This window comes from Methanothermobacter tenebrarum (assembly GCF_023167465.1).
Classification (GTDB): Archaea; Methanobacteriota; Methanobacteria; order Methanobacteriales; family DSM-23052; genus Methanothermobacter_A; species Methanothermobacter_A tenebrarum.
The window spans coordinates 1,159,032-1,184,023 of sequence record NZ_AP025698.1 but is presented as its reverse complement, the minus strand read 5'-3'; the positions used below and the strand labels follow the sequence as shown (position 1 = coordinate 1,184,023).

Below are 24,992 nucleotides of genomic sequence, written 5' to 3'. Positions count from 1 at the left end.
TATTTTTATTTTGCAAGTGCGCTTTCCTTTATCTTGTGCCATAGGTTTTTGTTGTTTATGCACCCGGGGTCTGGGGCGCACACGTCACCGAAGTACCCGTATGCTCTTGCCCTGCATCCGCCACAGATGTTCCTTGATTTGCAAGTGTGACAGGCCCCGTGGAGTTTTTCCCTGTCCCTGAGCGCTTCTAGTATCCTATTATTTTTCCAAAGTTTTTCGAAATCGTCTTCTAGGATGTTGCCTATTCTAAGTTCATCTTTGTGGGGGAAGAATACACATGGGTATATGTCACCGTTGGGTTCTAGGCTTAGGTAGAATCTCCCAGCACCGCAGCCACCTATAAAATCTGCTAACTGTTTCAGGTCAGGGTTTGTATACTCTGGATTGTAGAAGTGTGTGGGGATGATCTGATTGTCGCAACTGTTAAGTTCTTCGGCTACCCTTGCAAATTGTGGTGCTGTGGAAAGCACTTGTATATCATTGTTGAAATTGCCATAATATGCATCTTGTAGTATCCTATACCTTCTGGCAGGTGATATGTCGAGGTTTATGTTTTCCATTCCCCTACCTGTGGGTATGAAGTTGAATAACATGAGCCAATCAGCGCCAAGGTGGTGGGCTAGTTCCATCATCCCATGGATTTGATGATGATTTTCAGCTGTCACTGTCATGGCCACTTCAACGAAAACGTCATGGGCTGAGAAGTTTTTAACGGCCTTGCAGGCTCGCTCCCATGAGCCTTTAACGCCGCGAAAAGTGTCATGGACATTTGGATCTAGACTATCAATACTAACCTGGACGAATTGCAGGCCTGCGTCTATGAATTTTTGGCAGCGACCTTCATCGGCTAATATGTAACCGTTGGTTGCCATTGCAACGTATAGGCCCCTTTCTCTTGCATGTGATATGTAATCGAGTATATTTGGGTGGATGCTTGGTTCTCCACCAGAGAATGCGACTGATGTGACACCATTATCGGCTAGGATGTTTATGGCTTCTATTACCTCTTTTTTGTCTAGTTCGTTTTTTCTTGGGGTGCCTGCGGTTTCATAGCAGTGTTTACAGTTCATGTTGCAGCGGTGTGTGATGTTCCAAACGACCTGGAATGGTGCTCCTGGCACGAATGGTCTTCTAACCCCGAAGATGCCTATACCCTTGAGGACGTTTATCAGGCCTTGTAACCAGTAGGGGTCGTTCATTTGTTCTTTGAGTTCTTCTTCTGTTACTCCGAAGGCCTTTGCCCCGGTTTTTATTATATTTGAGAGGAAGTATGATAGGATCTTGCATTCCATGCAACAGTTTCTATCCTTTATATAATTTTCTAGTGCGGCTTCTAGGCGTGTTTTATTATCTTTTCTGCATTTGTGGAGCATGAGGTTTATTAGGAGTCTTGATAGGGGATTTTCAGCTATTCTTTTAAATGTGTTGATCATGTCCCCCATGTTGGTTTCTTCCTCACCTCCTTTGTCTAGCATTTAATCTCCCCCTTTATCCCATTTAGGAGGATGTTGATGAAGTTCTTGATGTATTCTTCTTCTTGTATTTCGCATTCTTTGAAGTGTGATAGTAGGTTTAGATGTGAAAGGTAGCTTACAAAGATTAGTGCTGCTGTTTCTGGGTTGATTTTTCGGATGTTGCCTTTTTTGATCTGTTCTTTGAAGTAGTTGGTTAGGTTGGAGTAGAGTGTTTTGTTGATTGAGTCTAGTAATTCCCATTCTTCTAGGCCATGTTCTTCCAGTTCTTTTTCCACGAGTATTATGAATATGAGGTCTATTTTTTTCTCAGTGACTAATTTGAAGAACTCTTCTGCTAATTTATATAGGAATTTTTCGGGTTTGTCTCTGAACTCCGACTCTAGGAGTTTGTTGAATATCTGGGAGGATAGGGTGGCGTTTTCGTTTAGTATCTCCTTGAGTAGGTTGCTTTTTGATTTGAATTTCCTGAATAATGTGACTTCACTTACACCCGCTCTCTGGGCGATTTTACGCGTTGTAGCACCCTTATATCCTTTCTTTATGAAGGTTTCCCTTGCAGCTTCGAGTATCCTTTCTCTTGTAGTTTTCATGGTACCACAAAGGAACATAGGTACGTAGGCACTTACTTACATTATGTTCGTATCCCCCATATAAAAATTACCCCCCACACATTCAAGGCAAAAAGAAGAAAAGCCCCATCCAAAAAAAATAATAAACTAGGTTATTTCATTTGACTGATGGAGAATAAAGGTTCTAAGGTGAAACCTTCCCTTTGAAGGTTCTTTTTCGCCCCCTCTTCACGGTCTACTATCACAAACGCTCTCCTGACCCGGCCACCATTCTCTTCTATTATTCTGATGGCCCTTAGGAGGGAGTTTCCTGTTGTTGTAACATCTTCAATTATCGCCACCTTGTCACCCTCTTTTATAGTGCCCTCGATCAATTTTGAGGTTCCGTATCCCTTTTTTTCTTTTCTTATTATGATAAGTGGCTTTTTGGTTTTGAGTGATACTGCTGTGGCGATGGGCACAGCACCCAGGGCTGGTCCAGCTATCTTATCGATATTGTCACTGTTTATGTTCATTTTTATCAGTTCCGCTATCAGATCTAGGACCTGGGGGTCTGTTATGGCCTTTTTAATGTCTACGTAATAGTTGCTTTTTTTCCCGGAGGAGAGAATAAAAGTACCCGTTTTTATAACATTTTTTTCATCTAGTAGCTTTAAAAGGCGCCTTTTAAGTTTCTCCTTCTCAGTTTCCCCGCGCATATTCTACAAACTCCCAATTCTGGAACATAACAGTCTGAACATACTAGGGCCCCACATAGACGACAAGTGTGTAAAAAGGCAACTTTGCCACAGAGGCTGCATAAACCCCTAACTTCCAATTTCAACACCCTAAAAATAATATGGGGGCCTATGGGATCATTCTATCGGCCCTTCAAGGAGTATTTTATCCCCTATCTTTTTAACCATCTCGTAGGGTACTATTGTTTCCCCCTTGGATAGTCCGAGGCCCTCTGACAATCCACCTTTACCGAGTATGAGCGCTTCTATGGTTCTTGTTTCGAAGTCTACTTCAATGTCCTTTACTTTCCCTATTACCTTGGCTGAACTGTCAAGAACCTCTTTACCTATAATATCTTCAACAACTCTCATATTATTCACCTTATATTCCTATGATATTATGGTTATTTATAATTTTGGAGGGGGATCTGATAACTCCAAGATTCAGTTTCTGTTCCAGTTTATTAGACCATAGGCTATACATACTACTGTTATTAGCATGCAGGATATGTAGGCGCTCCAAACCCATGGATCGGGTATGCCAAGGACTTCCATGATCATACACCACCTATACCTTTGAAACATTCTCTGAGATGGTCTTCATCGGGTTTTTCTGTTAATAGACTCACGAGTATTGTTATTATCATCGAGGCTGGGACGGCTACCAGTATGGGGTCCACGAAGGGCCAAGGCATCGTCTTGATGAGTAAACCGCCGAAGAGCAACTTTGCCAAGCCAAGGGCCGTGGCGGTTTTCTTATAAACTAGGAGAAGCCATAATATGCTTATAGTGGCCCCTGAGACCATCCCTGCTATTGCACCGGCCCTTGTAATCCCCTTCCAGAATAATGCGCAAGTATAAACAGAAAGGAATGTGGCCGCGCATAAACCAAAGAATAGGGCGGTCCCCTGTGCTATTATACTACCTGGGAGAATATACGCTAGTATAACCGCGAGTATAACGGCGATTATTATACCGATCCTTGTGATAAGCACTGATCTTCCCCCTCTCTTCAAGGTTTCATAAACGTCTCTACCAATAGCCGTCCCTTGCACATGGAATTGCGCGCTTAAAGTGGACATGGCCGCTGAAAGCAATGTTAACATAAAAAGGTATGTGAACCATTCAGGCATGGCTGAACTTATAAAAACAGGTATTATCTTATCGGCATTACCCCCACTTGCCTGGATCGCTAACAGGCCCTTTTCTTGGAAAAAGTAGACATTTGATAACGCACCAACAATATATGCCCCCCATGTCATGACAAATATGAATAATGCGCCTATGAGAACTCCCCTATTAAGTTCACGGTTGGATTCAACTGTCATGAACCTTACTGCAAGTTGTGGCTGTGCCAAAACTCCTATACCCACTCCTAGTATTATGGTGGAGAAGAGGGTCCACCAGTATGGGCTTCCAGGGATGGGCATACTGGTCCAGCCTGTTGCACCCACACTTTTGGCAGATGCTGGTATGAGATGTCCCATGCTTGTAAGGGTTTCATGGGCGCTTGTAACACCACCGAGCATATAATAGACTGACACTACGAGGAATATCATGCCAAGGAACATTATAGTACCCTGGAGGGCGTCGGTATACATAACACCTTTTATGCCCCCCATAACAACATAAACAGCTACTATTAGTGCCATTATAATAAGTGCAATGTTAAAGTTCAATTTTAAGGAACTTTCGAGGAACCTTGCAGCGCCTATAAGGACCACGGAAGCATAGAGTGGCATGCCCAGGAATATCACAGCACCCCCAAAATATTGTATAAACTTGCTCTTGAACCTCCTTGCGAGGAACTCTGGGAAAGTGAAGGCGGAAAGGTTCTCACCCATCCTACGAGTCCTTTTACCATAAAATATGAAGGCTATGAATATCCCCACGAGTATGTTAAGGAATACAAGCCAGAGTATACCCATACCATAGACGCCTGCCATCCCACCAAAACCAATTATAGCAGCGGTACTGATAAAGGTGGCCCCATAACTCATGGCCATGATATAGGGGTGTGTTTTCCTACCGGCTACCATGTAATCTTCTGATGTGCTGGTTCTCCTCCATGCAACATAACCTGCATAGCCTACCATGATGAAATAGACTAATATGACTACGCCAAGGACTATTATGTTCATATAGTTTACCTCCCTTAGAAGAATCGGAATTATTATAAAAAAATAATGAAGATATAGAATTTATAAATTTTATCATCACACCCCGGCTAGAGGGTAGAGTGAAAGGGTAGATTAAAATGATATGGAATCCGAAGGCAGAATGCATGGATGAGGAGAAAAGAAAGAGAATACAACTTAAAAGACTCCAGGATACTGTGAAAAGGGCCTATGAGAACGTCCCATACTATCATAAGAGGTTCGATGAACTTGGAATAGAACCGGAGGACATAGAAAGCCTAGAAGATATTAAAAAGTTGCCATTCACTACGAAGCAGGATCTCAGAGAAGCTTACCCCTTTGGGATGTTCGCAGTACCTGACGAGGACATCATAGAAGTCCACACATCCTCAGGGACCACAGGCAAACCAACAGTATCAGGTTACACCCAAAGGGATATAGACCTATGGTCGGAGGTCATGGCAAGAGCCCTGACAATGGCAGGGGCCACAAGAAAAGACCGCATACAAAACTGCTACGGGTATGGATTATTCACAGGTGGCCTAGGAGTACACTATGGAGCTCAGAGGATAGGGGCCACAGTAATCCCAATATCAGCGGGCAACACCAAAAGGCAAATCGAAATCATGCAAGACTTCGGGACAACAATACTCACATGCACACCATCCTATGCATTATACCTCGCAGAAGTCCTCCAAAAAGAAAATGTTGAAATAGACAACCTCAAACTCAAGGCAGGAGTATTCGGGGCTGAAATGTGGACAGAGGAGATGAGAGATGCTATAGAGGAAAGATTGGGCCTCAAGGCCCTTAACATTTACGGTTTGACAGAGATTATCGGCCCGGGAGTCGCCATGGAATGTCATGAAAAAAATGGCTTACACATCTTCGAAGACCACTTCTACCCAGAGATAATCAACCCAGAAACCCTAGAAAGCCTACCCCCAGGAGAAAAGGGAGAACTGGTACTCACAACCCTCACAAGGGAGGCCATGCCCATAATAAGATTCAGGACAAGGGACATCACAACCCTGAGGAGGGGGAGATGCCCATGTGGCAGAACCCTCATAAGAATGGATCGTATAACAGGAAGAAGCGATGATATGCTAAAAATACGTGGAGTTATAGTGTTCCCATCACAGATCGAAGAGGCCCTCCTTAAAATCAATGGACTCGAACCACACTACCAGATAGTGGTAACACGACCAAAATACTTGGATGAACTCGAAGTCCAGGTTGAAGCCTCACCAGCACTATTCTCAGATGAGGTGAAACATGTGGAGGAAGCCAAGAAGATGATAGAAGAACACCTACAAAGGGAGATAGGATTAAGGGTTAACGTGACCCTAGTCGAACCAGAAACTCTGCCCAGGAGTGAGGGGAAAGCTATAAGGGTTATTGATAAAAGAAAATTTTAGGGGACTTGAGAATGAAAGTGAAACAAATATCTGTATTCCTTGAAAACAAGAAGGGAAGATTAAAAAAGGCTGTACATGCACTCGCCAAGGCCAACATAAATATAAGGGCTTTATCCATCGCTGACACGTCAGAATTCGGGATATTAAGGCTTATGGTCCCAGACCCTGAACAGGCGAAGAAGGTCCTTGAAGAGAACAATTTCGTGGTTAAACTTAATGATGTTATAGCTGTTGAAGTGCCTGATAGGCCTGGAGGACTTGATAAGATATTAGGTATCCTCACACGGGCGGATATGAATGTTGAATATATCTATGCTTTCGTGGAAAAAAAGGGTGAAAAAGCGATTGTTGTGATAAGGACAGAAGACATCGACGAGGGTATAAGGGTATTAAGGGGGGCTGGAGTGCCACTATTATCGGCAGAGGACATTTCAACCCTCTAAGCTCATGAAACCCCCCTTGAATGCTTTCAGATTAACCTTGAAGAATCTGCTGGGCAAGTTCTCTTTCATGGATTCTATTATAACATCCTGGGATAGGGGGAAGTTTGGGGTGGCCGTGGCAGCACCCAAGATGGCCATGTTCATTGAAAGGGGATGTCCAGCCTCTAAGGCCATCCTGTCGGCATCAAAGGCATATACATTCCTTGAAACCTTTTTAAGCTCCATTATTATCTCATCTACTGGTGGATATTCCCCCGGGTTTATGTTAAATGGTGGAATAGGTGTCAGATTAACCACCAGGTGGGCGTCCTTTTTTATCTTGTCAATGGCCCTTAGGGCTTCGAGGGGTTCGAATGCCATCATGAGATCTGCATGGCCATTTGGGATTATGGTACCTTTTGCCTTGCCTATCCTGAGGTTGGTAGATACTCCACCACCCCTCTGGGCCATTCCATGTATTTCACTCATCACCACGTTCATCCCTTCTTTCATAGCAGCCCATCCTATGATTTCACCAGCTTTTATGATTCCTTGTCCGCCAACACCACAGATGTAAATGTCATATGATAATTTCACCTTGAACTCCCCCTTTCAGGTTTTATGGCCTTTTCTGGACAGATTTGGATGCAAACGGCGCATCCTCGACAGTATCTGTGGTCTATTTTGATGCCGTTATCGTATATTATGGCTGGACATGCGAGTTTATTAATACACTCTAGGCATTCGTTGCAGAGATTGTTATCTACTTTAACTGGTTTTCCCTTTGCTTTAATTGTAAGTTGGCATGGGTATCTTGCGATCACAACATTAAGCGAGTCCTTTGTTAGAGCATCTTTGAAGGTTTTGATGCTCTTTTTTATATTCATGGGATTTATCACTTTGAATTTTATGCCAAGGGCTTCCACGATGTTTTCGATGGGGATGGCTGGGGCTTCGCTGCCCATACCATCGAATGGGAGGCCGGGGTGTGGTTGTCCTCCTGTCATTGCGGTTGTTCTATTATCTAGGATTACAATGAGGAAATCATGTTTGTTATGAACGGCGTTGAGGAGTGGTGGGATTCCAGCATGGAAGAATGTTGAATCACCTATGAATGACACTATCTTCTGCCTTGTTGCCTTGGAAAAGCCACAGGCCGCCCCTATACTTGATCCCATTGATAGGAGGTAATCTGCTGTATTATATGGTGATTCTATACCTAGTGTGTAGCATCCGATATCGGTTGAGAAGATGGCATCAGTTTCTAATTTTTCAAGTGCTTTGTTAATGGAGTAATAGGTTGCCCTGTGGGGGCATCCGGGACAGAATGTTGGGGGTCTTTCGGGGAGATGGGGTTTCAGGGGCTTTTTTCTTTCAATTTTTAGTGGTATTTGTTTTCCAATGGAGGCTTCTATTATGTCCTGGTTGTATTCGTAGATTCTTGGGAATGTGCCGTCTAGTTTCCCGTGGACGTCTACTTCGAGGTTTTCTTGGCCGATTATGGATAGTACATTTTTTTCTATTATGGGGTCGACTTCTTCGATTATGAAGACTTTTTGAAGGTCTTCTAGGAATTTTGATACTATCCTGTGGGGGAAGGGGTATGTGAATCCTAATTTTAGTATGGATATGGGGAGTTCTTTTTCGTTTATTAGGTCGTGGGCGTAGTTGAATGCACCGCCACTTGTTATGATCCCATATTTGCTGTCGGTTTTGTGGTGGATTTGGTTGTATTGGGACTTGTTCACGATCTTGGATATTTTATCGGTTTTCTTGATAAGTTGTTTGTGCATGGTCCTTGCGGTTGATGGTACGAGGACGAATCTTTTGGGGTTTTTTTTGAATTGGCCTTTTTTCCTCATCTTTTTGATTTCACCCACTTTTACTCTGCTTCTCATATGGGATACTCTTGTTGTTGTCCTGACTAATACTGGTATTTTGAATTTTTCAGATAAATTGAAGGCGTATTTTGTAAAGTCTAGGATCTCTTGGGGGTTTGATGGTTCGAGGAGGGGGATGTTCGCGAAGCTTGCGTAGTGTCTGTTGTCTTGTTCGTTTTGTGATGAGAACATTGATGGGTCATCTGCAGATAATATGACCATTCCTGCTTCGACTCCGGTATATGCTATGCTTATAAGTGAGTCTGATGCAACGTTAAGTCCTACATGTTTCATGAAGGTGAATGATCTCACACCAGAGGCTGCTGCCGCTGCAGCCACTTCCACCGCAACCTTCTCATTTGTCGAGAATTCAAAGTATAAGCCCGCCTTGGATGCTATCCTTGAGAGGACATCCCCTATCTCTGATGATGGCGTTCCAGGGTAAGTGCTTGCAACAGCCACCCCAGATTCTATGGCTGCCCTTGCAGCGGCTTCATTGCCTAGGAGGAAAAGTTCATCACCGTCCCTTGCCTCTAGGATTTTGGTCATATGATCACCTACCATTAAATTTTAGATTTTAGGAGAATCACCCCGTGTGTGGGGAAAATTATAATAATGAAAAAAATTTAAAAGTTTTATAATTCCAATCTGATTTTACTAGACTTTTATAATTTCCCCAAAAAATTTTGGAGATAAAAAGGATATGATAAAAGTTAAAATATTAAGGTTCGACCCGGAAAAGGACGATGAACCATTCATTGAAGAGTATAGGATCCCATTTAAGGAGAAGATGAGGATAATCGACGCCCTTAACCTGGTCAATGATGAATACGGGGCTAACGTCGCATTCAGGAGCTCGTGCAGGGCCGGTCAATGCGGGTCCTGTGCGGTTAAAATGGATGGTGAAGTGGTATTAGCATGTAAAGCGGAAGTAAGGGATGGAGCATTGATAGAACCATTAGACTTCCCAGTAATAAAGGATCTCATAGTTGACAGGAGCGAAATAGAGGAAAAAGCACGCCAAATGAGATTATACCTAGAATCGTCTGGTGAGGGACTCCAGGAGATCAGACCGGAAGATTACATGGACTCAAAGAAGCTTAGAAGTTGTATTGAATGCTTCTCATGTATAGCTGCTTGTCCGGTTATCAAAGAGAGCTCAGAATTCGCAGGACCATACTTCATGAATTACTTGTCAAAATTCGCCTTCGACCCCCGAGACAAGGCAGACAGGGCCGAGGAAGGATTCAAAGAGGGATTATACTGTTGCACAACCTGTGCAAAATGTGAAGAAATCTGCCCAAAACAACTGAACGTACCAGGAGACGCCATCGAAAAATTAAGAGCACTAGCATGCAAACAGGACATCGGACCATTAGAAGCCCACAAGAGGGTTAAAAAGCTCATAGAAGAGACTGGAAGATCGGTTGAACACATAAAGGAGGGATTCATAGAATCCCTAGAATTGGAGGGTGAGAATCCAAGACTAGGATTCTTCACAGGATGCCTAGTAGACTACAGGATCCCAGAAGTAGGACTAGCACTACTCAGAGTCCTGAAAAAACATGGAATAGAAATCGACGTGCCAAAAAATCAAGTATGCTGCGGCTCCCCCATGATACGCACAGGACAAACAGACATAATAGAGGAACTTGTAGCCCAAAACAGGAAAGCACTACAAGGATATGATGCTATCATAACAGTCTGCGCAGGCTGCGGCTCCACACTCAAAAACGACTACCCAAAATACGGCCTAAAATTAAACGTCCTGGACATAAGCGAACTATTATCAGAAAACCTCAACACAAAGGACATGAAACCGGTGAACATGCGAGTAACATACCATGACCCATGCCACCTTGCAAGGGGCCAGGGAGTGCGACTAGAACCAAGAAAGATACTCGGAAAGATAAAGGGCCTGGAATTTGTTGAAATGGAAAAACCAGACCAGTGCTGCGGCTCCGGGGGTGGTGTGAAATCTGGAAAACCAGACCTAGCATATAGTCTAGGGAAAAAGAAAGCAGAGATGATAAGAAAATTAGACGTAGACGCGGTCATAACAATATGCCCATTCTGCCAATTACACATAAAAGACTCCCTCGAAAGAGAAGGACTAGGAAACATCAAAGTCATGAACATACTAGAATTACTAGACCTAGCATATGATGGAAAATGAAAGAAGAAAGAATAAAAGAGCTCGAAAATAATATCATCGTGGTCTTCGTCGAACCCGAAACACCAGGAAACATCGGCTTCATAGCCCGGACCATGAAAAACTTCGGATTAAAAAAATTGGTCCTCATAAACCCATGCAAATTAGACGATGAAGCATACTTACATGCAATGCACGCAACAGACATCCTAGAAAATTCAATAAAATTCAAATCCCTCAATGAGATGCTAGAGGAAGTTTCACCGGACTTCATCATCGGCACAACGGGAGTGCCTGGTGGAAGCTACAAGATAGCAAGAACACCCCTCAGACCAGAACAATTTGCAAAGGCATTAAATACAAAGGCGAAGATAGCCATACTATTCGGTAGAGAAGGAAACGGCCTCACAAATGATGAAATAGGAGAATGTGACATTATCGTGAGCATACCCACAAGCCAGGAATATCCTATAATGAATGTTTCACACGCAGCCGCGATAATATTCTATGAAATATTCAAGGAAAGAGACTATAACCTTGAAGGGGTTGAGGAGGCTTCAGGACTTGAAAAGAGACTCCTGGTATCTGATATGGAGGATATAATATCCTCATTAGGATTACCAGACCATAAGAGGAGAGTGGCCTTAAGAGCCTTCAAGAACCTCATAGGGAGAGCTTTCATCACAGGAAGAGAAGCCCACACCCTAAAGGGCATATTTAGAAGGATAAAAAACGAACTATAGGGGGGTTTTTGCACTGTTTTTTGGAATAGGAAATTGGGACATCCTTAGCATAATATTCTTCATAGTCCTCATCATATTCCTACCAATTATAATGAGGATCCGAATATTCTCAACACTACAAAAGGCCTTAATTGAAATGGAGAACATGGTGAAAGAATCAAGGGACACGATAATCAAATTCTCCAATGGGGACAAGGAGATTCGGGAAAAGGTTAATGAATTCCTAGACTTCTTCATAGTACCCCCAACAGACCTAGACCCCCATGGTATAGTCCAAAAATTCAACAAAATATTAGAGTTAAGCGAATCCCGATTCAAAAATATGGTCAACATTATAGCCCCAGATGCGAGCAGAGAAACAAAAGCGAATATAATAATGACCCTCAAGGTTGCCATAGGACTTAACAGCGTATATAAGATGATAAGGCACAACTTCGAATTAGCAAAGAAAACAGGAAACCTCCAGATACTCCTCGCCCTACAAATGAACATGCCACTCATCATGAGAATATTCAAAGCCCAATATAATGGGGCGAAAGCATTCTCCAAGGGCCTCCCAGTAGGTGACGGTGCGGGTCCGCTCACAACAGCCATGCTCCTTAAAAAGGATGACGAAATAGAATCCATAGATGAGATGATCTATGCAAAGAGGGAATACAATGGTAGAAAACTCATCATACTCAGACCAGAAGGGCCCGGGGCAAGGTTGGGTAAGATTGCGAGGGCTGTGAACACACTAATAGACAGGTTCAACATCCAGAAGATTATAATGGTGGATGCGGCTGTTAAAATGGAAGGTGAGGAAACAGGTAGAGTCGCGGAGGGTGTTGGTATCGTCATCGGAGGCACTGGAGTCGAAAAATGGTTCATCGAGGATAAAATACTCAAAGGCGATATCGAAATAGATTCAATAGTGATCAAGATGGGTCCGGAAGAGGCAATAACCCAGATGGATAAGAAAATCTTCAGGGGATGTGAAACAGCCCTCGAAAGGGTTAAGGCTAGCATAGAAAGGACAGGGGAGGGGAACATACTAGTTGTAGGGGTGGGTAACAGTTGCGGCATACCTAACATCGTCGAAGACCCATCTATCATAAAATTAAAAGAAGAAGAGGATGATGAAAAGGGAGACACATAATATGGCAATCCTAAGCGACCATGACATAAAAAAGTACCTAAAAAGGGGCCTGATAATCATAGACCCCCTAGAGGATCCTGAAAGGCAAATACAACCATCATCAGTAGATCTTAGGATAGGGAACGAATTCAAGGGATTCAAGATCATAAGAAAACCATGTATAGACCCCCAAGAACCAGGGGACATAGAATCCTACATGGAATCATATCATATAGAAGACGGAGGATCCTTCATAATACACCCAGGGGAATTTGCCCTGGCCACAACATATGAATATATAGGATTACCAGACAATCTCGTCGCAAGGGTGGAGGGAAGATCATCCATTGGAAGACTTGGGATCACCATGCACGTCACAGCAGGATACATAGACCCGGGATTTCATGGCCGTATCACCCTTGAAATTTCGAATATTGGTAAAATGCCAGTGGCACTCTACCCAAAACAGAGAGTATGCCAGATTGTATTCGAGACGATGACATCACCAGCAGAAAAACCCTACGGGCATCCTGAAAGAGAAAGTAAATATATGGGTCAACTCAAACCTGAAACAAGCAAGATAAAAGAAGACTATGAACTCAGAAAACTCAGAACAAAAAAGGAGTAAGAGGGATAAATGATGAGCCACGAAGAAGTGATGAAGATCGCGAGAAAACGAGGGTTCCTATGGTCATCCTTTGAAATATACTCAGGAGTGGCTGGATTCGTAGACTACGGTCCACTAGGGGCCCTGTTAAAGAACAAGATCATGAACAAATGGCGAGAATACTATATCATAAAAGAGGGATTCTATGAGATGGAATCGCCCACAGTAATGCCAGAGGAAGTTTTTAAAGCTTCAGGTCACGTGGACCATTTCAATGATCCCATGACCCAATGCAAAGAGTGCAATGAGGTATACCGGGCGGATCACCTGATCGAGGAAGCCACAGGCAGGGACGTTGAGGGCTTGGAGAACCAGAAACTCACAGAGATAATCTCCAATGAGAAGATAAGATGCCCACGTTGTGACGGGCACCTTACACGCGTTTGGAGTTACAATCTCATGTTCCAGACGCTAATAGGGGCAAAGGGCAAAAAGATAGGATACCTCAGACCCGAAACAGCCCAGGGCATATTCACACCATTTAAAAGACTCCTAAGATTCTTCAGAAACAAATTACCCTTTGGTGTCGTCCAACTCGGAAAAGCTTACCGGAACGAAATATCACCCCGCCAGGGCGTCATTAGACTCAGAGAATTCACACAAGCAGAAGCAGAAATATTCGTAAACCCCGAGGAGAAGACACACCCAAAATTCCACATGATAAGATCAGAAAAGCTAAAACTCCACCCAGCAGAAAACCAGGAAAAAGGCAAAAAACCCATAATAATAACAGCAGGAGAAGCCGCTGAAAAGGGTATAATATCAAGTGAACTTTTAACATATCACCTATGGCTAGCAAAGGAATTCCTAGTCGATATAGGGATACCAGAGGAGGTTATAAGATTTCGCCAACATCTTCCAACAGAAATGGCCCATTATGCGATCGATTGCTGGGATGTTGAAATAAAAACCAACAGATACGGGTGGATCGAAATAATAGGCATAGCAGACAGGACAGACTACGACCTCAGATCTCATAGCGAACACAGCAAAGAAGACCTCAGGGTTTTCGTAGAATATGAAAAACCCAAGATAATAAAAAGGGAGATAGTTAAGGCTAGGATGGATAAAATCGGTCCAAGGTTTAAAAAGGACGCGGCAAAGATCATAAAGGCCCTAGAAGACTTGGATCCGAAAACCGTTAAAAGGGAACTTAAAGAAAACGGCCAATTCAAACTCGAATTAGATAAAACCTACACATTACGAGGGGAAGACCTTGAATTTGAGGAAGTTGAGGAAACCATAAAAGGTGAAAGGATATTCCCCCATGTGATAGAACCATCCTTTGGCATTGACAGGATAATATATTCACTCCTACTCCACTCATATAAAAAAGAGGATGATAGGACATACTTTAACTTCCCAGCTGATATAGCACCAGTGGAGGTTGCAGTCCTGCCCCTAGTAAACAAAGAAAAGCTTGTCCAATTAGCATTAAAGATAAAAGAGGATCTTAGAGATAATGGTTTCATCGCAGAATTTGATGCATCGGGTACAATAGGTAGAAGATATGCTCGTATAGATGAGATAGGAGTGCCATTTGCGGTTACGGTGGATCATCAATCACTCAAGGATCATGAAGTCACCTTAAGGAATAGGAACGACACAAAACAGGTCAGAATACCAATAAAAGAACTTACAAGAGTCCTGGAGGACCTCTTGAAAAGGAAGATGAGATTCCGGGATCTTTCACACTCCTATAAAATCCAAGGTTAACAGGTGAAAATAAGATGATAGACGCACACATACACTCAGACACGCGCCCATATGAAGATTTCGAGGAAATGGCAATAGCAGGAATAGATAAGGCCATAACATGCGCCCATGACCCCCTGCCAATGAAAGTCTCAGCAGTCACCTTTGAACACATACAACGACTACTAAAAGTTGACGTTCAACGCGCGGAAGAAAATGGAATCAAATTATATGTAGCAGTGGGAATACACCCAAGAAGCATACCAAGAGACTATAAAATGGTAATAGGGAACTTACCACAAATTCTGGAGGATAAAAGGGCTGTGGCCATAGGAGAGATCGGTATTGAAAAAGGAACGCGGTTAGAGATAAAGGTTTTTAAGGAACAGTTGGAGTTAGCTGATAAACTGGAAATCCCTGTGATAATACACACACCCCGCAAAAACAAAAGGAAGATTGTGGGGATTCTCTTACAAGTCCTCGAGGATAATATCGACGCCTCAAGGGTGTTAATAGATCATGTAAATACAGAGATAATCAAGGAGGTCATCGATTATGGATCAATGCTTGGACTCACTGTACAACCGGGTAAAATGATGCCATTTGAGGCTGTTATGATCATGAAAGAATATGGTGTAGACAAGTTCATGTTAAACAGTGACATGAGCTCTGCACCATCAGATCCATTGTCAGTGCCGAAAACAGTTCATAAAATGCGCCTTGAAGGCTTCAATGACTCGGAGATAGTTAGAGTATCCTCAAAGAACGCTGAAAACTTTTTTAAAATTTGACATTCCACGCACGGAATATGTATTTTTGAATCCATCCCCACATTAGTCTTTTTTTGCCGATAAAAGATTATATTGCGCCTAATCTTTTAAGATTTTTCAGAGCGCATTCATGGGCTCTTTTGAGGCTTGAGTTTAAACTTTCACCTTTTATCCATGATGCTATGAAACCCGCGGCAAAGGCGTCACCTGCACCGGTTGTGTCCACGGCCTTAATTTCCTTAACTTTGTATTTGACCGTGTCCTTTCTTGTATAAACTTCTGCGCCTTTACTTCCCCTTGTTATTACTATTAGGGGGATTCCTTCATCGACTAGGAGATTAGCACCTTCTTTGTGGGATTTACCTGTTAAAAGTTTAAGTTCATGTTCATTGAGAAAAAGGACATCCGCATTCTGGAGTATTGGTCTCAGTGTGGACATGCCATAAGCTGCCAGAAGAGCCCCAGGTGCAAATGAGAGGAGATTCGCATGTTCAGCTGCTGGGAATGCTATTTCAAGGTATGTGCCCCCGAGGTGGATTAGATCAGCCTTTGAGATATAATCTATCTCCTTTTTTCCGATTGTAAGCTCTTTGTTCGCCCCTATGAATGAGTATATGGATCTTCTACCAGCCTCGTCCACGCTTATGAATGCCATCCCAGTACGTCTGCTGGTCCTTGAGACTCCTTTGATGTCAACTCCTTCATTTTTGAGTCTATTATAGATTATATCCCCGAAATAGTCCAGACCAAGCTTTGCTATTATACCCGTTCTTAGGCCGTTTCTGGTGGCGTGGACTGCGAAATTGAGGGCTGATCCCCCTGGTGAGAGATGTAACTTTTCAATGTTCATTTCAGTATCGGGTTCTACGAAGGATGGAACCTTTAGGATGAAATCTATGTTGGCGGTTCCCACGCTTACAATATCCAAAAGAAATCCCCCACCATGGGAGGGTTTATCTTCGCCCTGTTAAACCTGCTATTAATTTTGAGATAATCCCTCTCTTATCTGGTTCGATTGGATGGAACTCTTTACCTAATAGATCCGCGGCTAACTTCATTATGGCATTGCTCGCCGGTGATTTAGGATTTTTTATAATTATAGGCTCGCCAAATGCTGCTGACCTGCTAATTTCAGGGTCTTCGGGTATGACTGAGATCACTGGGACTTCTAGTATGGTTTCGATTTCATCGACGGTTAGGAAGGTCTTGTCATGTTGTTCTCTATTCACTATAACACCTATGATTTTAACATCTAGTTTGTCTGCGATGATTTTTGTCTTGAGAACGTCACTTATGGAGGGGATCTCGGGGGTTGTGACGAGTAAAAGTTCTTCAGCAGCAGCTAGCGCTGTTATGGCATCTTTTTCAAGGCCGGCTGGGGCGTCAATTAGTAGGATGTCGGTATCTTCGAGTAGTTGGGATAATACCTCCTCTAAACGTTCTAGTTTCACATTACGCAACCCTTCGAGTGATATGCCGGCGGGGACTACTTTCACACCCTCTGGACCCTCATAGATGGCTTCCTCTATGTCGGCTTTGCCTGCGAGTACGTCGTGTAAGGTGACGGATTTGCCTTCCATCCCAAGTACGAGCTCTAAATTGGCCATTGCTATGTCTGCATCTAGTACGATTACACGTTCGCCGTAGCTTGCGAGTGCGACTCCTAGGTTGGCTGCGACTATTGTCTTGCCAACTCCTCCTTTACCAGAAGCTATTGTTATGACTCTTGTCATTTTATGCCCCCATAATTTAATGTATTTCGATATTCACGTTAAATTTTTCTATGATTTCGGGATAACCTCTGAATGTCTTTTTTATCTCCATTTCGATTATATCGATAATGTGTTCTTTTAGTTCTTCTTCTTTCATTACTCCGCCCATTAGACGGGATAATAGTCCTGTGTTCTCGCGTTCGATGAGTACTTTCATGTCCCCTTCAAGTTCGGGCATGTTTTCTAGGAAGACCATGACTTCAACGCTCTTTATATTGGGGATGCCTATTATTGCTTTTTTTATTTTGTTCATCAGGGTCAATTCCACTCTTTCTATATCTATTGTAGTCATGGCACCCCCTTTATAATTTTCAAGGACTTTTTCAACTTCTTCTTCGTCAATATCCTTCAATCCGTATTTTTTCATCACTTCTTCTCTGTTCAAAGGTTTTTTTGTTGTTTCAGCAAGTCCGGGAGCTTCTTTGGGTTTTGGTGTGGGTTTTTCTTCTGTTGGTGGTTCTTTGGGTTTTGGTGTGGGTTTTTCTTCTGTTGGTGGTTCTTTGGGTTTTGGTGTGGGTTTTTCTTCTGTTGGTGGTTCTTTGGGTTTTGGTGTGGGTTTTTTTATTGGTGTTATTTTTGGGTGTTCTTCTATTTTTGGTGGTTTGAGTTTTCTTGAAAAGGAGGGTTCAAGTTTATATACCTTGTTTATATCTATTATGTAATCTATTTGGGATTCTTTTAATTCGAATAATTCTATGAGCGTTTCCATCTTGTTAACGATTTCTAGGATTTTTTCCATGGCCTCTGATTTCATGTATCTGTCATATGAGGCTGCGACTGGCGTGCCATCTTTGATTATTATGTGGCCTTCGCTTGAGGCGTGGGTGATTCTAATAAACCCGTTATGTTTTTTCCTGGCAAGTTTTTCTAGAAATTTATCAAATTCTACTTCGTCACCGTAGGAGACGTATGTTGGTCTTGTGATTGGTAGTTCCATTCATCACTCCCCATCTGTTATTCTTTTTTGATGAGTTTTATCTCTGGGGGTGTGATGATTATGATCTCTTTTTCGTTTTTACATAATAGTATGGCTTCTGCCTTTTCTGTTTCCCTTAGGTTTTTTAGTTTTTCCCCCGCTATTTTGAAATCTTCTAGGGATTCTTTTTTTAGACGACTTAAATCTAGTATTACTGGATTTTTTTCTTCTGTTATCTGGATTAGAACGTCGTCGATGTCTTCGAGGTTTTTAGCTTTCATTAATATTATCTCATAGAATGAATGTTCTGGTACTATGATTGTTTCGGTTTCTTCTTTTTTTTCCTCCTCGTCTAGGCCAATGGTTTCTTTTAATAAGTTTATAATATCTCGCAATTTATACCTCTCCTATATGGTCTATGATGGCATCTAGTAATTTAGATGAGCCTCCCCCTTTTACATCGGCGACTGGAAGGTTGTATTGGGTTTCATATTTCCTTATTAACTTTTCTTTTATATAATCATTTATGTTTCTCAGGTTTAGGGAAATGCCCACAACCTTAGTTGGTTCAACGGCCTCTATTGCCCTTATTTCTTCTTTTATGCCTCTAGGGTGCCTGTATGGGTGTCTGGGCCTGTGGCATACTATGCATGCGTCTGGCATGGACCCTACTAGGATTGCAGCTGATAAACCCCTTGGATGGGGGTTTTTTCTTTCTGTTAAACTAGCTTGGCTTTCGACGAAGATTATATCGGGGTTCTTTTTTTCTTCTATGTATTTTATTGTGCCCATTAGGGCTGCTGCGACGTCCATTACGGAGAGGCTGCCTGCCCTGAAGTTAATGTCAATTGGCGCTTCTAATCCCATTTCATCGGTAGATATTACTCCGGGTTTCAGGCCTCTTTTTTTGGCTTCGAGGCCTAGCATCCTTGTGGTGGTTCTTTTGCCGCATTCTTGTGAGGTTCCTCCTATGTATATTACTGGGGTTTTGTGTTTGTAGTTTATTTTTGGCAGGATTTCTGTGCAGTGTGGTGGGACGACTCCCATGACTTTGCGGACGTTATCTAAACGGGGGCTTATTTCTAGGATTTTTACTTTTTTTTCTTGTGCGAATTTTACGAGTGACTGGTTTTCGGCGAGTGGTAGTGATCTGAATGAGGTTACAACATTTTTGCCCTCGTTTATTGCTTGGACTGCATACTTTAGTGCGGTTCCTTCGGCTCCGATGGGTAACATTATGGCAACGCTCTTTGCGGGTGTCTTTTTGAGGAGTTCGAGGAGGTTTGATGATACTATGGAATTGCAGAATTTTTTTCCATGCTTTGATGGGTCATCGTCTACGAATCCTACTGTTTCCACGCCTTCGAAGTTTGCGAATTTTTCTCCTCCACCACCACAGCCTATTACAATGAATGGGTTGAGTTTTTGAAGTTCTTTTACAGAAGATAAGATGTACAAAGAATCACTCCTTAAAACTTTAATGTTTGAAGATAATAGAAACTTTAATTAGTTATGTGTGCTTACCTAATAATAAATAGTTGATGAATATATAAAGCTAGGGGATAGGTAATATGGTTGAAATGATTGAAAGGGTGCTTAAGGATCTGGGCAGGATTAATGGTGTTAATGGGTCTCTGGTTGTTGGAAAGGATGGTCTTATAATAGAGAGCGAAGTCCCATCCGGTATAGACGCTGAACTTGTAGCTGCAATGGCATCAGCAGTGTTCGGTACGGCTGAGAGGTCAGCTGAGGAGATCCAACAAGAACCGCTCGAACAGGTGACGATAGAGGGTAGCAGGGGTAAAACGTTGATGATCGACGCTGGTGAAGGCATACTCGCAGTTATAACGGATGTTGATATAAACCTTGGACTAATAAGGCTCGAGATGAAAAGAAGTGCGGAGAGGGTGAAGGATCTATTAACATGAACTTGGATCTTCCTTTGGGCTAAAAGATTCGCAAGAACATAATATATGGCCTTTGGAGAGTAGGGATATTGAGGAAACCATATGTAATATTGATAGGAAGCGCCTCCGGCATAGGCAAATCCACAATAGCCGCTGCCATAGCCAGTGAACTGAATATAAAACATCTTATAGAAACAGATTTTATCCGGGAAGTTGTAAGGGGGATCATTGGACCGGATTATGCTCCCGTACTCCACAGATCATCATTTGATGCTTACACCGCCCTAAGGGATAAAGAAAGATTCGAGGACTATAGATCTCTAGTAAGCGCGGGTTTTGAAGAACATGCTTCCTTCGTCATACCCGCCATTGAAAAAGTCATAAAGAGGGCTATCGACGATGCGGATGACATAGTCATCGAGGGAGTGCATTTAATCCCGGGCCTCCTGGACATAGCCAAATTCAAAGATGAAGCTTCAATACATTTTTTCATATTATCCGCGGATGAAGAACTCCATAAGGAACGATTCGTCAAAAGGGCCATGGAGATCAAAAGGGGCGGTAAGCATCTTGAATATTTCAAAGAAAACAGGATCATACATGATCATCTAGTCAATGAAGCGAAGGAACATGATGTACCAGTGATTGACAATGAAAGCGTAACCTGTACTGTGAAAAGGATGCTATCGTTTATAAGAGAACATTGCAAACTGATAACATTAAAGCATTCGGTAGATAAGCTAGGTGAAGTGATAGATATAGTGATTAGGAAATGTGGTGGGCGTATAGTAGACGTCGCCTATTATATACCAGGATTTAAAGAGCCCCTTAAAAGGGAAGTGAACGTGTATGATCCGCGGGAGGCTCAGAGGTTCCTTGACAGGCTTCAAAGCAACCCTAAACGGAAAAGGGACCTTGAAAGGCTCTACAGGTTATCAAATAATATACATTCGCATATAATATGCGCACCAGATAAAGAGAGTCTCGATAAAATAGTCGAGGAGCTCGACAAAAAAGGACTACTATACAAAGGAGAAGATGATCAACAATGAAAATTGACTGTCCATTATGTCATGCCAAGAAATCATTGGGGATAACCACGCACTTGGAGAAGATACCATACTTTGGAGAGGTTATGGAATCCACGCTAATATGCCATGAATGTGGATACCGTTACAGTGACGTTCTCTGCCTAGACCATGGAGATCCGATGAGATATTCTCTATGGGTAGAACCTGAAACTTTAAATGCGAGGGTGGTTAAATCACAATCAGCCACTATAAGGATACCAGAACTCGGCTTGAAGGTTGAGCCGGGGCCAAGGTCAACAGCTTATATTTCAAATATTGAAGGGGTTATTGAAAGATTCCAATCAGCTGTTAAGATGGCATTAAAATTATTTGAGGATGAAAAGGCCCGGGAAAGATCCCTTGAGTTACTTGAGGATCTTAGAAGGGTTAGGAGTGGTGAGAAAAAGGTTAAGGTTGTAGTGGAGGATCCTATGGGGCAGAGCTTCATAGCCCATCCAAGGGTTTCAAAGCGCAAGTTAACCAGTGCGGAAATCAAAAAACTTAAAACGGGTTTTATAACAATTGAGAGATGATCCTATTATTCTTTTCTTAATTTCATTGTACGTTCAACGTCCATGGCCAGGGAGTCGCAGTCCGCTTTTATAGCCTCTAAATGTTTTATTATCCTCTCTTTTTCCTTGTTTATCCTTTCTATGTTCTTATAGGGGTATATGCATTCTTTGAACATGTCATATTCTACTGTCGCATAGGGGTATTTGTTTAATTCCTTGCAGATTTTCGCTAATATTTCACCTAGGAATTTGTTCATTTCAACTTTGACTCTTTCTCTTATCATCTTGTCGCTGTCAAGGTGTTGTTTCATAAGCCTTACAACTTCGGCCTTTGCGAATGGTAATTCTTCCTTTTCACTTTCTTGGACCATGAAATTACCTCCTTCATCATATGTTAGGTGCCCGATTATATAAATATTTGGATAATTGAAAAAAGCTTAAACTTTTTAAATGGGATGGGATCATATCTTAGAGAATATTAAAGACAACTTTAATTAGGATTAAAACAAGCTATAGTTTCCTTATTTCCAAGCTTAAATCCACCACGGGCGTTGAATGGGTGATAAACCCCATTGAGATCACATCAACCCCAGTAGCAGCATATTCGTCAATATTATCAGGGTTTATGCCCCCGGAGGCTTCGAGGATAACATTATCCCTGAGGTTCTCCATTTCAAGGGCCCGGATAACATCCTTGATAACTGATGGTCTCATATTATCAAGGAGTATTATATCTGCACCACACCTTGCAGCTATGATGGCGTCTTCAACAGATTCAACCTCTACTTCTATCTTTTTTGTGAAACTTATGTAGGATCTAACCTTCTTTATGGCCTCTTCCAAGTCTCCGATGAGGGAAATATGGTTATCTTTTATCATGGCACAATCATCAAGTCTGAAACGGTGGGTGTCACCACCACCAATACGGATGGCCTGTTTCTCCCACCATTGGAGGCCGGGTGTTGTCTTACGGGTTCCTGCTATTATAATATTGGGGTTGTATCTTCGCGCCCTTTGTACTAGATTATATGTGGTGGTGGCTATGCCGCTCATCCTCATCATGAGATTGAGGAGGGTTCTTTCAATCAGGAGGATGTGCCTTGCATCCCCCTTCATTGTGAGTATGATTTCATCCTCTTTGACATTATCACCATCTAACTTATATGCTTTGAAGTCTAGATTAAAATTATCACATGTGGTCTCTGCAACCTCAACCCCGGCTATTATACCATCATCCTTGGAGATGATCTCTGCTTCAGCTTCCAAGCCAACCTCTATAAGTGCGTTAGTTGTTATATCCTCGAAGCCCACATCCTCTTTTATTAATTTCCTTATCATATCAATCAAAGGGCTCACCCTTTATGATATATTAACAATGGGGATTATAAACCCTTTTATAAAAGGGGGATGGCGTGATAAAAATGGAACTGATATTCCTTGGAACGTCAGCGGCAATACCCTCCAAGAAAAGAAACCATAGTGCAATAGCTTTAAAGGCATTCGGTGAAGTGTTCTTGTTTGACTGTGGAGAGGGGACCCAGCGGCAGATGGCGAAGGCAAAGGTGAGTCCGATGAAGATAGAGAAGATATTCATAAGTCATTTACATGGGGACCACCTTTTGGGTTTGCCGGGGATGATCCAGACAATGGCGTTCAGGGGGAGGGAGGAACCTTTACACATATTCGGCCCCCAGGGCTTGAGGGGGATGGTTAAGGTGGCGTTGAAGCTTGGATATTTTTCGATGAATTTTGATGTTTATGTGCATGAGATAGGCGCTGGTAAGATCATAGAAAAGGAGGAATATGTTATAAGTTGTGCTGAGACAGAGCATACGGTACCTAATTTATCATATTGTTTTGAGGAAAAGAAAAGGCCCAGGTTTTTAAGGGATAAGGCTATAAGGTTGGGTTTAAAACCTGGACCGGCCTTTGGGAAGTTACATAGGGGTATCCCAGTACGTTTAGGTAATAGGATAATAAGACCGGAGGAGGTTCTTGGAAAACCGCGCAAGGGTATTAAGATAACATATTCGGGTGATACTCGACCGTCCCAGGAGCTTGTGAAATTGGCCAGGGACTCCCATATACTCATACATGAGGCCACATTCGAGGCCGGTAAGGAGGATAAAGCCTTGGAAACCGGACATTCCACGGCCTCTGAGGCTGCCGAGGTTGCTAAAAGGTCTAATGTGAAGAATTTGATCTTAACACACCTCAGCACCCGTTATAAGCGTTCGGATATTATTGAAAGGGCGGCTAGGGAAATATTTGGGGATACTATAGTAGCCCATGACCTCATGTCTGTTGAGGTGAGGAAATATGCAACCAAAGATGATAGTTGAAGGTTTAATAGTTATAGGGGTTACAGTACTCGTCACATTCATTGTAGTAAAGTGGGTTTCCCGAGTACTTTATAAGAGCGCGGAAAAATGGGAGTTAGACCTGACAGTAATACATGTGTTGAATGATATAATAAAGTACACCCTTTATGTATTAGCAGCGGCCTTGATCTTGAAATGGTTTGGGATTGACCTTACTGGACTAATCCTTAGTATAGGGATAGTAGGTGTTGCGGTGGGCTTTGCTGCTAGGGATACTCTAGCGAATTTCATATCAGGGCTTTTCATACTCGCGGATAAGAGTTTCAAGGTTGGTGACGTGATCGAAGTTTCCAACAAGAAGGGTACGGTTATAAAGATGGGTTTCAGGACAACAACAATCTGCACTTCTGACAATAAGATTATAACAATACCAAATTCTTCATTTTCCAAAAACCCATATGTTAATTATACAGCATCACATAAACGTAGGATAGATCTCAAGGTAAACATACCAATGGAGGCTGATATAAAAGAATTTGAAGGGAAGATAAAAGATACGATCAAAAAAATAGATGGTATCTTAACAGAACCAGAACCTGGCCTCATCATATTAGAGATTGCGGACACTGGTATGATCGCCAAGGTAACAGCCTGGACGGATAAAACAGATAAAGTCGCCCATTATAGGTCCCTGATAGGAGAAAATATCAAGAAACTTATTAACAGGTGAAA

At 42.4% G+C, this 24,992-nt stretch carries 29 protein-coding genes; 13 read left to right on the top strand and 16 right to left on the bottom strand.

Features of this window, described 5'->3' with window-relative positions:
• Nucleotides 1-5: 5 nt before the first annotated feature.
• The 7 genes from MTTB_RS06660 to MTTB_RS06635 form a co-directional block, all read right to left on the bottom strand.
• Entirely contained in the window at nucleotides 6-1,475 is a 1,470-nt protein-coding gene (locus MTTB_RS06660; protein WP_248564227.1) for a radical SAM/SPASM domain-containing protein, read from the bottom strand.
• Nucleotides 1,469-2,065 (bottom strand): TetR/AcrR family transcriptional regulator, encoded by a 597-nt coding sequence (locus MTTB_RS06655; RefSeq protein ID WP_248564226.1) that lies wholly within the window; start codon nucleotides 2,063-2,065, stop codon nucleotides 1,469-1,471. Before MTTB_RS06655 ends, MTTB_RS06660 begins: the two co-directional genes overlap by 7 nt.
• Before the next feature lie 131 nt (nucleotides 2,066-2,196).
• Nucleotides 2,197-2,742 (bottom strand): orotate phosphoribosyltransferase, encoded by a 546-nt coding sequence (pyrE, locus tag MTTB_RS06650; protein ID WP_248564225.1) that lies wholly within the window; start codon nucleotides 2,740-2,742, stop codon nucleotides 2,197-2,199.
• Nucleotides 2,697-2,870, bottom strand: coding sequence for an orotate phosphoribosyltransferase (locus tag MTTB_RS06645; protein ID WP_248564224.1), 174 nt, complete (start codon nucleotides 2,868-2,870; stop codon nucleotides 2,697-2,699). Before MTTB_RS06645 ends, pyrE begins: the two co-directional genes overlap by 46 nt.
• A gap of 28 nt (nucleotides 2,871-2,898) precedes the next feature.
• On the bottom strand, nucleotides 2,899-3,132 hold the full coding sequence (locus MTTB_RS06640) for a PRC-barrel domain-containing protein (RefSeq protein ID WP_248564223.1): 234 nt from the start codon (nucleotides 3,130-3,132) through the stop codon (nucleotides 2,899-2,901).
• 72 nt (nucleotides 3,133-3,204) lie between these two features.
• Nucleotides 3,205-3,315 carry a symporter small accessory protein gene (locus MTTB_RS08410; RefSeq protein WP_345894001.1) on the bottom strand — a complete coding sequence of 37 codons (111 nt, stop codon included), beginning with the start codon at nucleotides 3,313-3,315 and terminating at the stop codon, nucleotides 3,205-3,207.
• Nucleotides 3,316-3,317: 2 nt separating this feature from the next.
• A complete protein-coding gene (locus MTTB_RS06635) occupies nucleotides 3,318-4,901 on the bottom strand; it encodes a sodium:solute symporter family protein (RefSeq protein WP_248564222.1) in 1,584 nt (527 codons plus the stop codon).
• Between the two features lie 116 nt (nucleotides 4,902-5,017).
• On the opposite strand from MTTB_RS06635, the gene MTTB_RS06630 reads away from it, so the two are divergent.
• Nucleotides 5,018-6,316 carry a phenylacetate--CoA ligase family protein gene (locus MTTB_RS06630; RefSeq protein ID WP_248564221.1) on the top strand — a complete coding sequence of 433 codons (1,299 nt, stop codon included), beginning with the start codon at nucleotides 5,018-5,020 and terminating at the stop codon, nucleotides 6,314-6,316.
• 11 nt (nucleotides 6,317-6,327) lie between these two features.
• Nucleotides 6,328-6,759 carry an ACT domain-containing protein gene (locus tag MTTB_RS06625; RefSeq protein ID WP_248564220.1) on the top strand — a complete coding sequence of 144 codons (432 nt, stop codon included), beginning with the start codon at nucleotides 6,328-6,330 and terminating at the stop codon, nucleotides 6,757-6,759.
• On the opposite strand, the gene MTTB_RS06620 is transcribed toward MTTB_RS06625, so the two are convergent.
• Together MTTB_RS06620 and iorA are read right to left on the bottom strand one after the other, a co-directional pair.
• Complete coding sequence (locus MTTB_RS06620; RefSeq protein WP_248564219.1) at nucleotides 6,748-7,335, bottom strand: indolepyruvate oxidoreductase subunit beta; 588 nt, start codon at nucleotides 7,333-7,335, stop codon at nucleotides 6,748-6,750. The two genes, MTTB_RS06625 and MTTB_RS06620, sit on opposite strands and share 12 nt — an antisense overlap.
• Nucleotides 7,332-9,167 carry an indolepyruvate ferredoxin oxidoreductase subunit alpha gene (gene iorA / locus MTTB_RS06615; protein WP_248564218.1) on the bottom strand — a complete coding sequence of 612 codons (1,836 nt, stop codon included), beginning with the start codon at nucleotides 9,165-9,167 and terminating at the stop codon, nucleotides 7,332-7,334. Before iorA ends, MTTB_RS06620 begins: the two co-directional genes overlap by 4 nt.
• Nucleotides 9,168-9,321: 154 nt before the next feature.
• Between iorA and tfrB the strand changes: the two genes are divergently transcribed.
• From tfrB to MTTB_RS06585, 6 genes are read left to right on the top strand one after another with little or no spacing between them, the layout of a single operon-like run.
• Entirely contained in the window at nucleotides 9,322-10,794 is a 1,473-nt protein-coding gene (gene tfrB, locus MTTB_RS06610; RefSeq protein WP_248564217.1) for a fumarate reductase (CoM/CoB) subunit TfrB, read from the top strand.
• Complete coding sequence (locus MTTB_RS06605; RefSeq protein ID WP_248564216.1) at nucleotides 10,791-11,513, top strand: TrmJ/YjtD family RNA methyltransferase; 723 nt, start codon at nucleotides 10,791-10,793, stop codon at nucleotides 11,511-11,513. The genes tfrB and MTTB_RS06605 overlap by 4 nt, the downstream gene beginning before the upstream one ends.
• A gap of 13 nt (nucleotides 11,514-11,526) precedes the next feature.
• The gene (locus tag MTTB_RS06600) at nucleotides 11,527-12,651 is read left to right on the top strand and encodes a DUF1512 family protein (protein ID WP_345894026.1); all 1,125 of its coding nucleotides are present in this window, start codon (nucleotides 11,527-11,529) and stop codon (nucleotides 12,649-12,651) included.
• A gap of 1 nt (nucleotide 12,652) precedes the next feature.
• On the top strand, nucleotides 12,653-13,258 hold the full coding sequence (gene dcd, locus MTTB_RS06595) for a dCTP deaminase (protein WP_248564215.1): 606 nt from the start codon (nucleotides 12,653-12,655) through the stop codon (nucleotides 13,256-13,258).
• Between the two features lie 12 nt (nucleotides 13,259-13,270).
• Nucleotides 13,271-15,013, top strand: coding sequence for a glycine--tRNA ligase (gene glyS / locus MTTB_RS06590; RefSeq protein WP_248565309.1), 1,743 nt, complete (start codon nucleotides 13,271-13,273; stop codon nucleotides 15,011-15,013).
• Between the two features lie 14 nt (nucleotides 15,014-15,027).
• Nucleotides 15,028-15,783, top strand: a complete 756-nt coding sequence (locus tag MTTB_RS06585; protein ID WP_248564214.1) for a TatD family hydrolase — start codon at nucleotides 15,028-15,030, stop codon at nucleotides 15,781-15,783.
• A gap of 67 nt (nucleotides 15,784-15,850) precedes the next feature.
• Here MTTB_RS06585 and MTTB_RS06580 read toward each other — a convergent pair whose 3' ends face one another.
• From MTTB_RS06580 to MTTB_RS06560, 5 genes are read right to left on the bottom strand one after another with little or no spacing between them, the layout of a single operon-like run.
• Entirely contained in the window at nucleotides 15,851-16,690 is an 840-nt protein-coding gene (locus MTTB_RS06580) for a carbohydrate kinase family protein (protein ID WP_248564213.1), read from the bottom strand.
• Between the two features lie 25 nt (nucleotides 16,691-16,715).
• Nucleotides 16,716-17,495 carry a cell division ATPase MinD gene (gene minD / locus MTTB_RS06575; protein ID WP_248564212.1) on the bottom strand — a complete coding sequence of 260 codons (780 nt, stop codon included), beginning with the start codon at nucleotides 17,493-17,495 and terminating at the stop codon, nucleotides 16,716-16,718.
• A gap of 16 nt (nucleotides 17,496-17,511) precedes the next feature.
• Entirely contained in the window at nucleotides 17,512-18,471 is a 960-nt protein-coding gene (locus MTTB_RS06570; protein WP_248564211.1) for a DUF2226 domain-containing protein, read from the bottom strand.
• A 17-nt stretch (nucleotides 18,472-18,488) separates the two neighbouring features.
• Entirely contained in the window at nucleotides 18,489-18,845 is a 357-nt protein-coding gene (gene sepF, locus MTTB_RS06565) for a cell division protein SepF (RefSeq protein WP_248564210.1), read from the bottom strand.
• 1 nt (nucleotide 18,846) lies between these two features.
• Entirely contained in the window at nucleotides 18,847-19,908 is a 1,062-nt protein-coding gene (locus MTTB_RS06560; RefSeq protein ID WP_248564209.1) for an N-acetyltransferase DgcN family protein, read from the bottom strand.
• 122 nt (nucleotides 19,909-20,030) lie between these two features.
• On the opposite strand from MTTB_RS06560, the gene MTTB_RS06555 reads away from it, so the two are divergent.
• From MTTB_RS06555 to MTTB_RS06545, 3 genes are all read left to right on the top strand, one after another.
• Nucleotides 20,031-20,378, top strand: coding sequence for a roadblock/LC7 domain-containing protein (locus MTTB_RS06555; protein ID WP_248565308.1), 348 nt, complete (start codon nucleotides 20,031-20,033; stop codon nucleotides 20,376-20,378).
• A 68-nt stretch (nucleotides 20,379-20,446) separates the two neighbouring features.
• A complete protein-coding gene (locus MTTB_RS06550; protein ID WP_248564208.1) occupies nucleotides 20,447-21,409 on the top strand; it encodes a 3H domain-containing protein in 963 nt (320 codons plus the stop codon).
• The gene (locus tag MTTB_RS06545) at nucleotides 21,406-21,960 is read left to right on the top strand and encodes a ZPR1 zinc finger domain-containing protein (RefSeq protein WP_248564207.1); all 555 of its coding nucleotides are present in this window, start codon (nucleotides 21,406-21,408) and stop codon (nucleotides 21,958-21,960) included. Before MTTB_RS06550 ends, MTTB_RS06545 begins: the two co-directional genes overlap by 4 nt.
• A gap of 5 nt (nucleotides 21,961-21,965) precedes the next feature.
• Here MTTB_RS06545 and MTTB_RS06540 read toward each other — a convergent pair whose 3' ends face one another.
• Both MTTB_RS06540 and nadC read right to left on the bottom strand, forming a co-directional pair.
• A complete protein-coding gene (locus MTTB_RS06540; RefSeq protein ID WP_248564206.1) occupies nucleotides 21,966-22,310 on the bottom strand; it encodes a hypothetical protein in 345 nt (114 codons plus the stop codon).
• 139 nt (nucleotides 22,311-22,449) lie between these two features.
• Nucleotides 22,450-23,277, bottom strand: a complete 828-nt coding sequence (gene nadC, locus MTTB_RS06535) for a carboxylating nicotinate-nucleotide diphosphorylase (RefSeq protein ID WP_345894000.1) — start codon at nucleotides 23,275-23,277, stop codon at nucleotides 22,450-22,452.
• Between the two features lie 83 nt (nucleotides 23,278-23,360).
• Here nadC and rnz point away from each other — a divergent pair, with 83 nt between their 5' ends.
• On the top strand, nucleotides 23,361-24,281 hold the full coding sequence (gene rnz / locus MTTB_RS06530; RefSeq protein ID WP_248565307.1) for a ribonuclease Z: 921 nt from the start codon (nucleotides 23,361-23,363) through the stop codon (nucleotides 24,279-24,281).
• Nucleotides 24,259-24,990: a mechanosensitive ion channel family protein gene (locus tag MTTB_RS06525; protein ID WP_248564204.1), complete on the top strand. Its 732-nt coding sequence runs from the start codon at nucleotides 24,259-24,261 to the stop codon at nucleotides 24,988-24,990. The genes rnz and MTTB_RS06525 overlap by 23 nt, the downstream gene beginning before the upstream one ends.
• The last annotated feature ends 2 nt before the right edge of the window (nucleotides 24,991-24,992 follow it).

Excerpts from the sequence above, each read along its gene's own strand:
- MTTB_RS06570 (WP_248564211.1), bottom strand. The coding sequence starts at position 18,471 with ATGGAACTACCAATCACAAGACCAACATACGTCTCCTACGGTGACGAA.
- MTTB_RS06540 (WP_248564206.1), bottom strand. The coding sequence starts at position 22,310 with ATGGTCCAAGAAAGTGAAAAGGAAGAATTACCATTCGCAAAGGCCGAA.
- MTTB_RS06635 (WP_248564222.1), bottom strand. The coding sequence starts at position 4,901 with ATGAACATAATAGTCCTTGGCGTAGTCATATTAGTCTATTTCATCATG.
- MTTB_RS06585 (WP_248564214.1), top strand. The coding sequence starts at position 15,028 with ATGATAGACGCACACATACACTCAGACACGCGCCCATATGAAGATTTC.
- MTTB_RS06630 (WP_248564221.1), top strand. The coding sequence starts at position 5,018 with ATGATATGGAATCCGAAGGCAGAATGCATGGATGAGGAGAAAAGAAAG.
- nadC (WP_345894000.1), bottom strand. The coding sequence starts at position 23,277 with ATGATAAGGAAATTAATAAAAGAGGATGTGGGCTTCGAGGATATAACA.
- MTTB_RS06545 (WP_248564207.1), top strand. The coding sequence starts at position 21,406 with ATGAAAATTGACTGTCCATTATGTCATGCCAAGAAATCATTGGGGATA.
- MTTB_RS06655 (WP_248564226.1), bottom strand. The coding sequence starts at position 2,065 with ATGAAAACTACAAGAGAAAGGATACTCGAAGCTGCAAGGGAAACCTTC.
- MTTB_RS06640 (WP_248564223.1), bottom strand. The coding sequence starts at position 3,132 with ATGAGAGTTGTTGAAGATATTATAGGTAAAGAGGTTCTTGACAGTTCA.
- MTTB_RS06525 (WP_248564204.1), top strand. The coding sequence starts at position 24,259 with ATGCAACCAAAGATGATAGTTGAAGGTTTAATAGTTATAGGGGTTACA.
- minD (WP_248564212.1), bottom strand. The coding sequence starts at position 17,495 with ATGACAAGAGTCATAACAATAGCTTCTGGTAAAGGAGGAGTTGGCAAG.
- MTTB_RS06625 (WP_248564220.1), top strand. The coding sequence starts at position 6,328 with ATGAAAGTGAAACAAATATCTGTATTCCTTGAAAACAAGAAGGGAAGA.
- iorA (WP_248564218.1), bottom strand. The coding sequence starts at position 9,167 with ATGACCAAAATCCTAGAGGCAAGGGACGGTGATGAACTTTTCCTCCTA.
- MTTB_RS06555 (WP_248565308.1), top strand. The coding sequence starts at position 20,031 with ATGATTGAAAGGGTGCTTAAGGATCTGGGCAGGATTAATGGTGTTAAT.
- glyS (WP_248565309.1), top strand. The coding sequence starts at position 13,271 with ATGAGCCACGAAGAAGTGATGAAGATCGCGAGAAAACGAGGGTTCCTA.
- dcd (WP_248564215.1), top strand. The coding sequence starts at position 12,653 with ATGGCAATCCTAAGCGACCATGACATAAAAAAGTACCTAAAAAGGGGC.
- MTTB_RS06660 (WP_248564227.1), bottom strand. The coding sequence starts at position 1,475 with ATGCTAGACAAAGGAGGTGAGGAAGAAACCAACATGGGGGACATGATC.
- MTTB_RS08410 (WP_345894001.1), bottom strand. The coding sequence starts at position 3,315 with ATGGAAGTCCTTGGCATACCCGATCCATGGGTTTGGAGCGCCTACATA.
- MTTB_RS06605 (WP_248564216.1), top strand. The coding sequence starts at position 10,791 with ATGAAAGAAGAAAGAATAAAAGAGCTCGAAAATAATATCATCGTGGTC.
- rnz (WP_248565307.1), top strand. The coding sequence starts at position 23,361 with ATGGAACTGATATTCCTTGGAACGTCAGCGGCAATACCCTCCAAGAAA.
- tfrB (WP_248564217.1), top strand. The coding sequence starts at position 9,322 with ATGATAAAAGTTAAAATATTAAGGTTCGACCCGGAAAAGGACGATGAA.
- pyrE (WP_248564225.1), bottom strand. The coding sequence starts at position 2,742 with ATGCGCGGGGAAACTGAGAAGGAGAAACTTAAAAGGCGCCTTTTAAAG.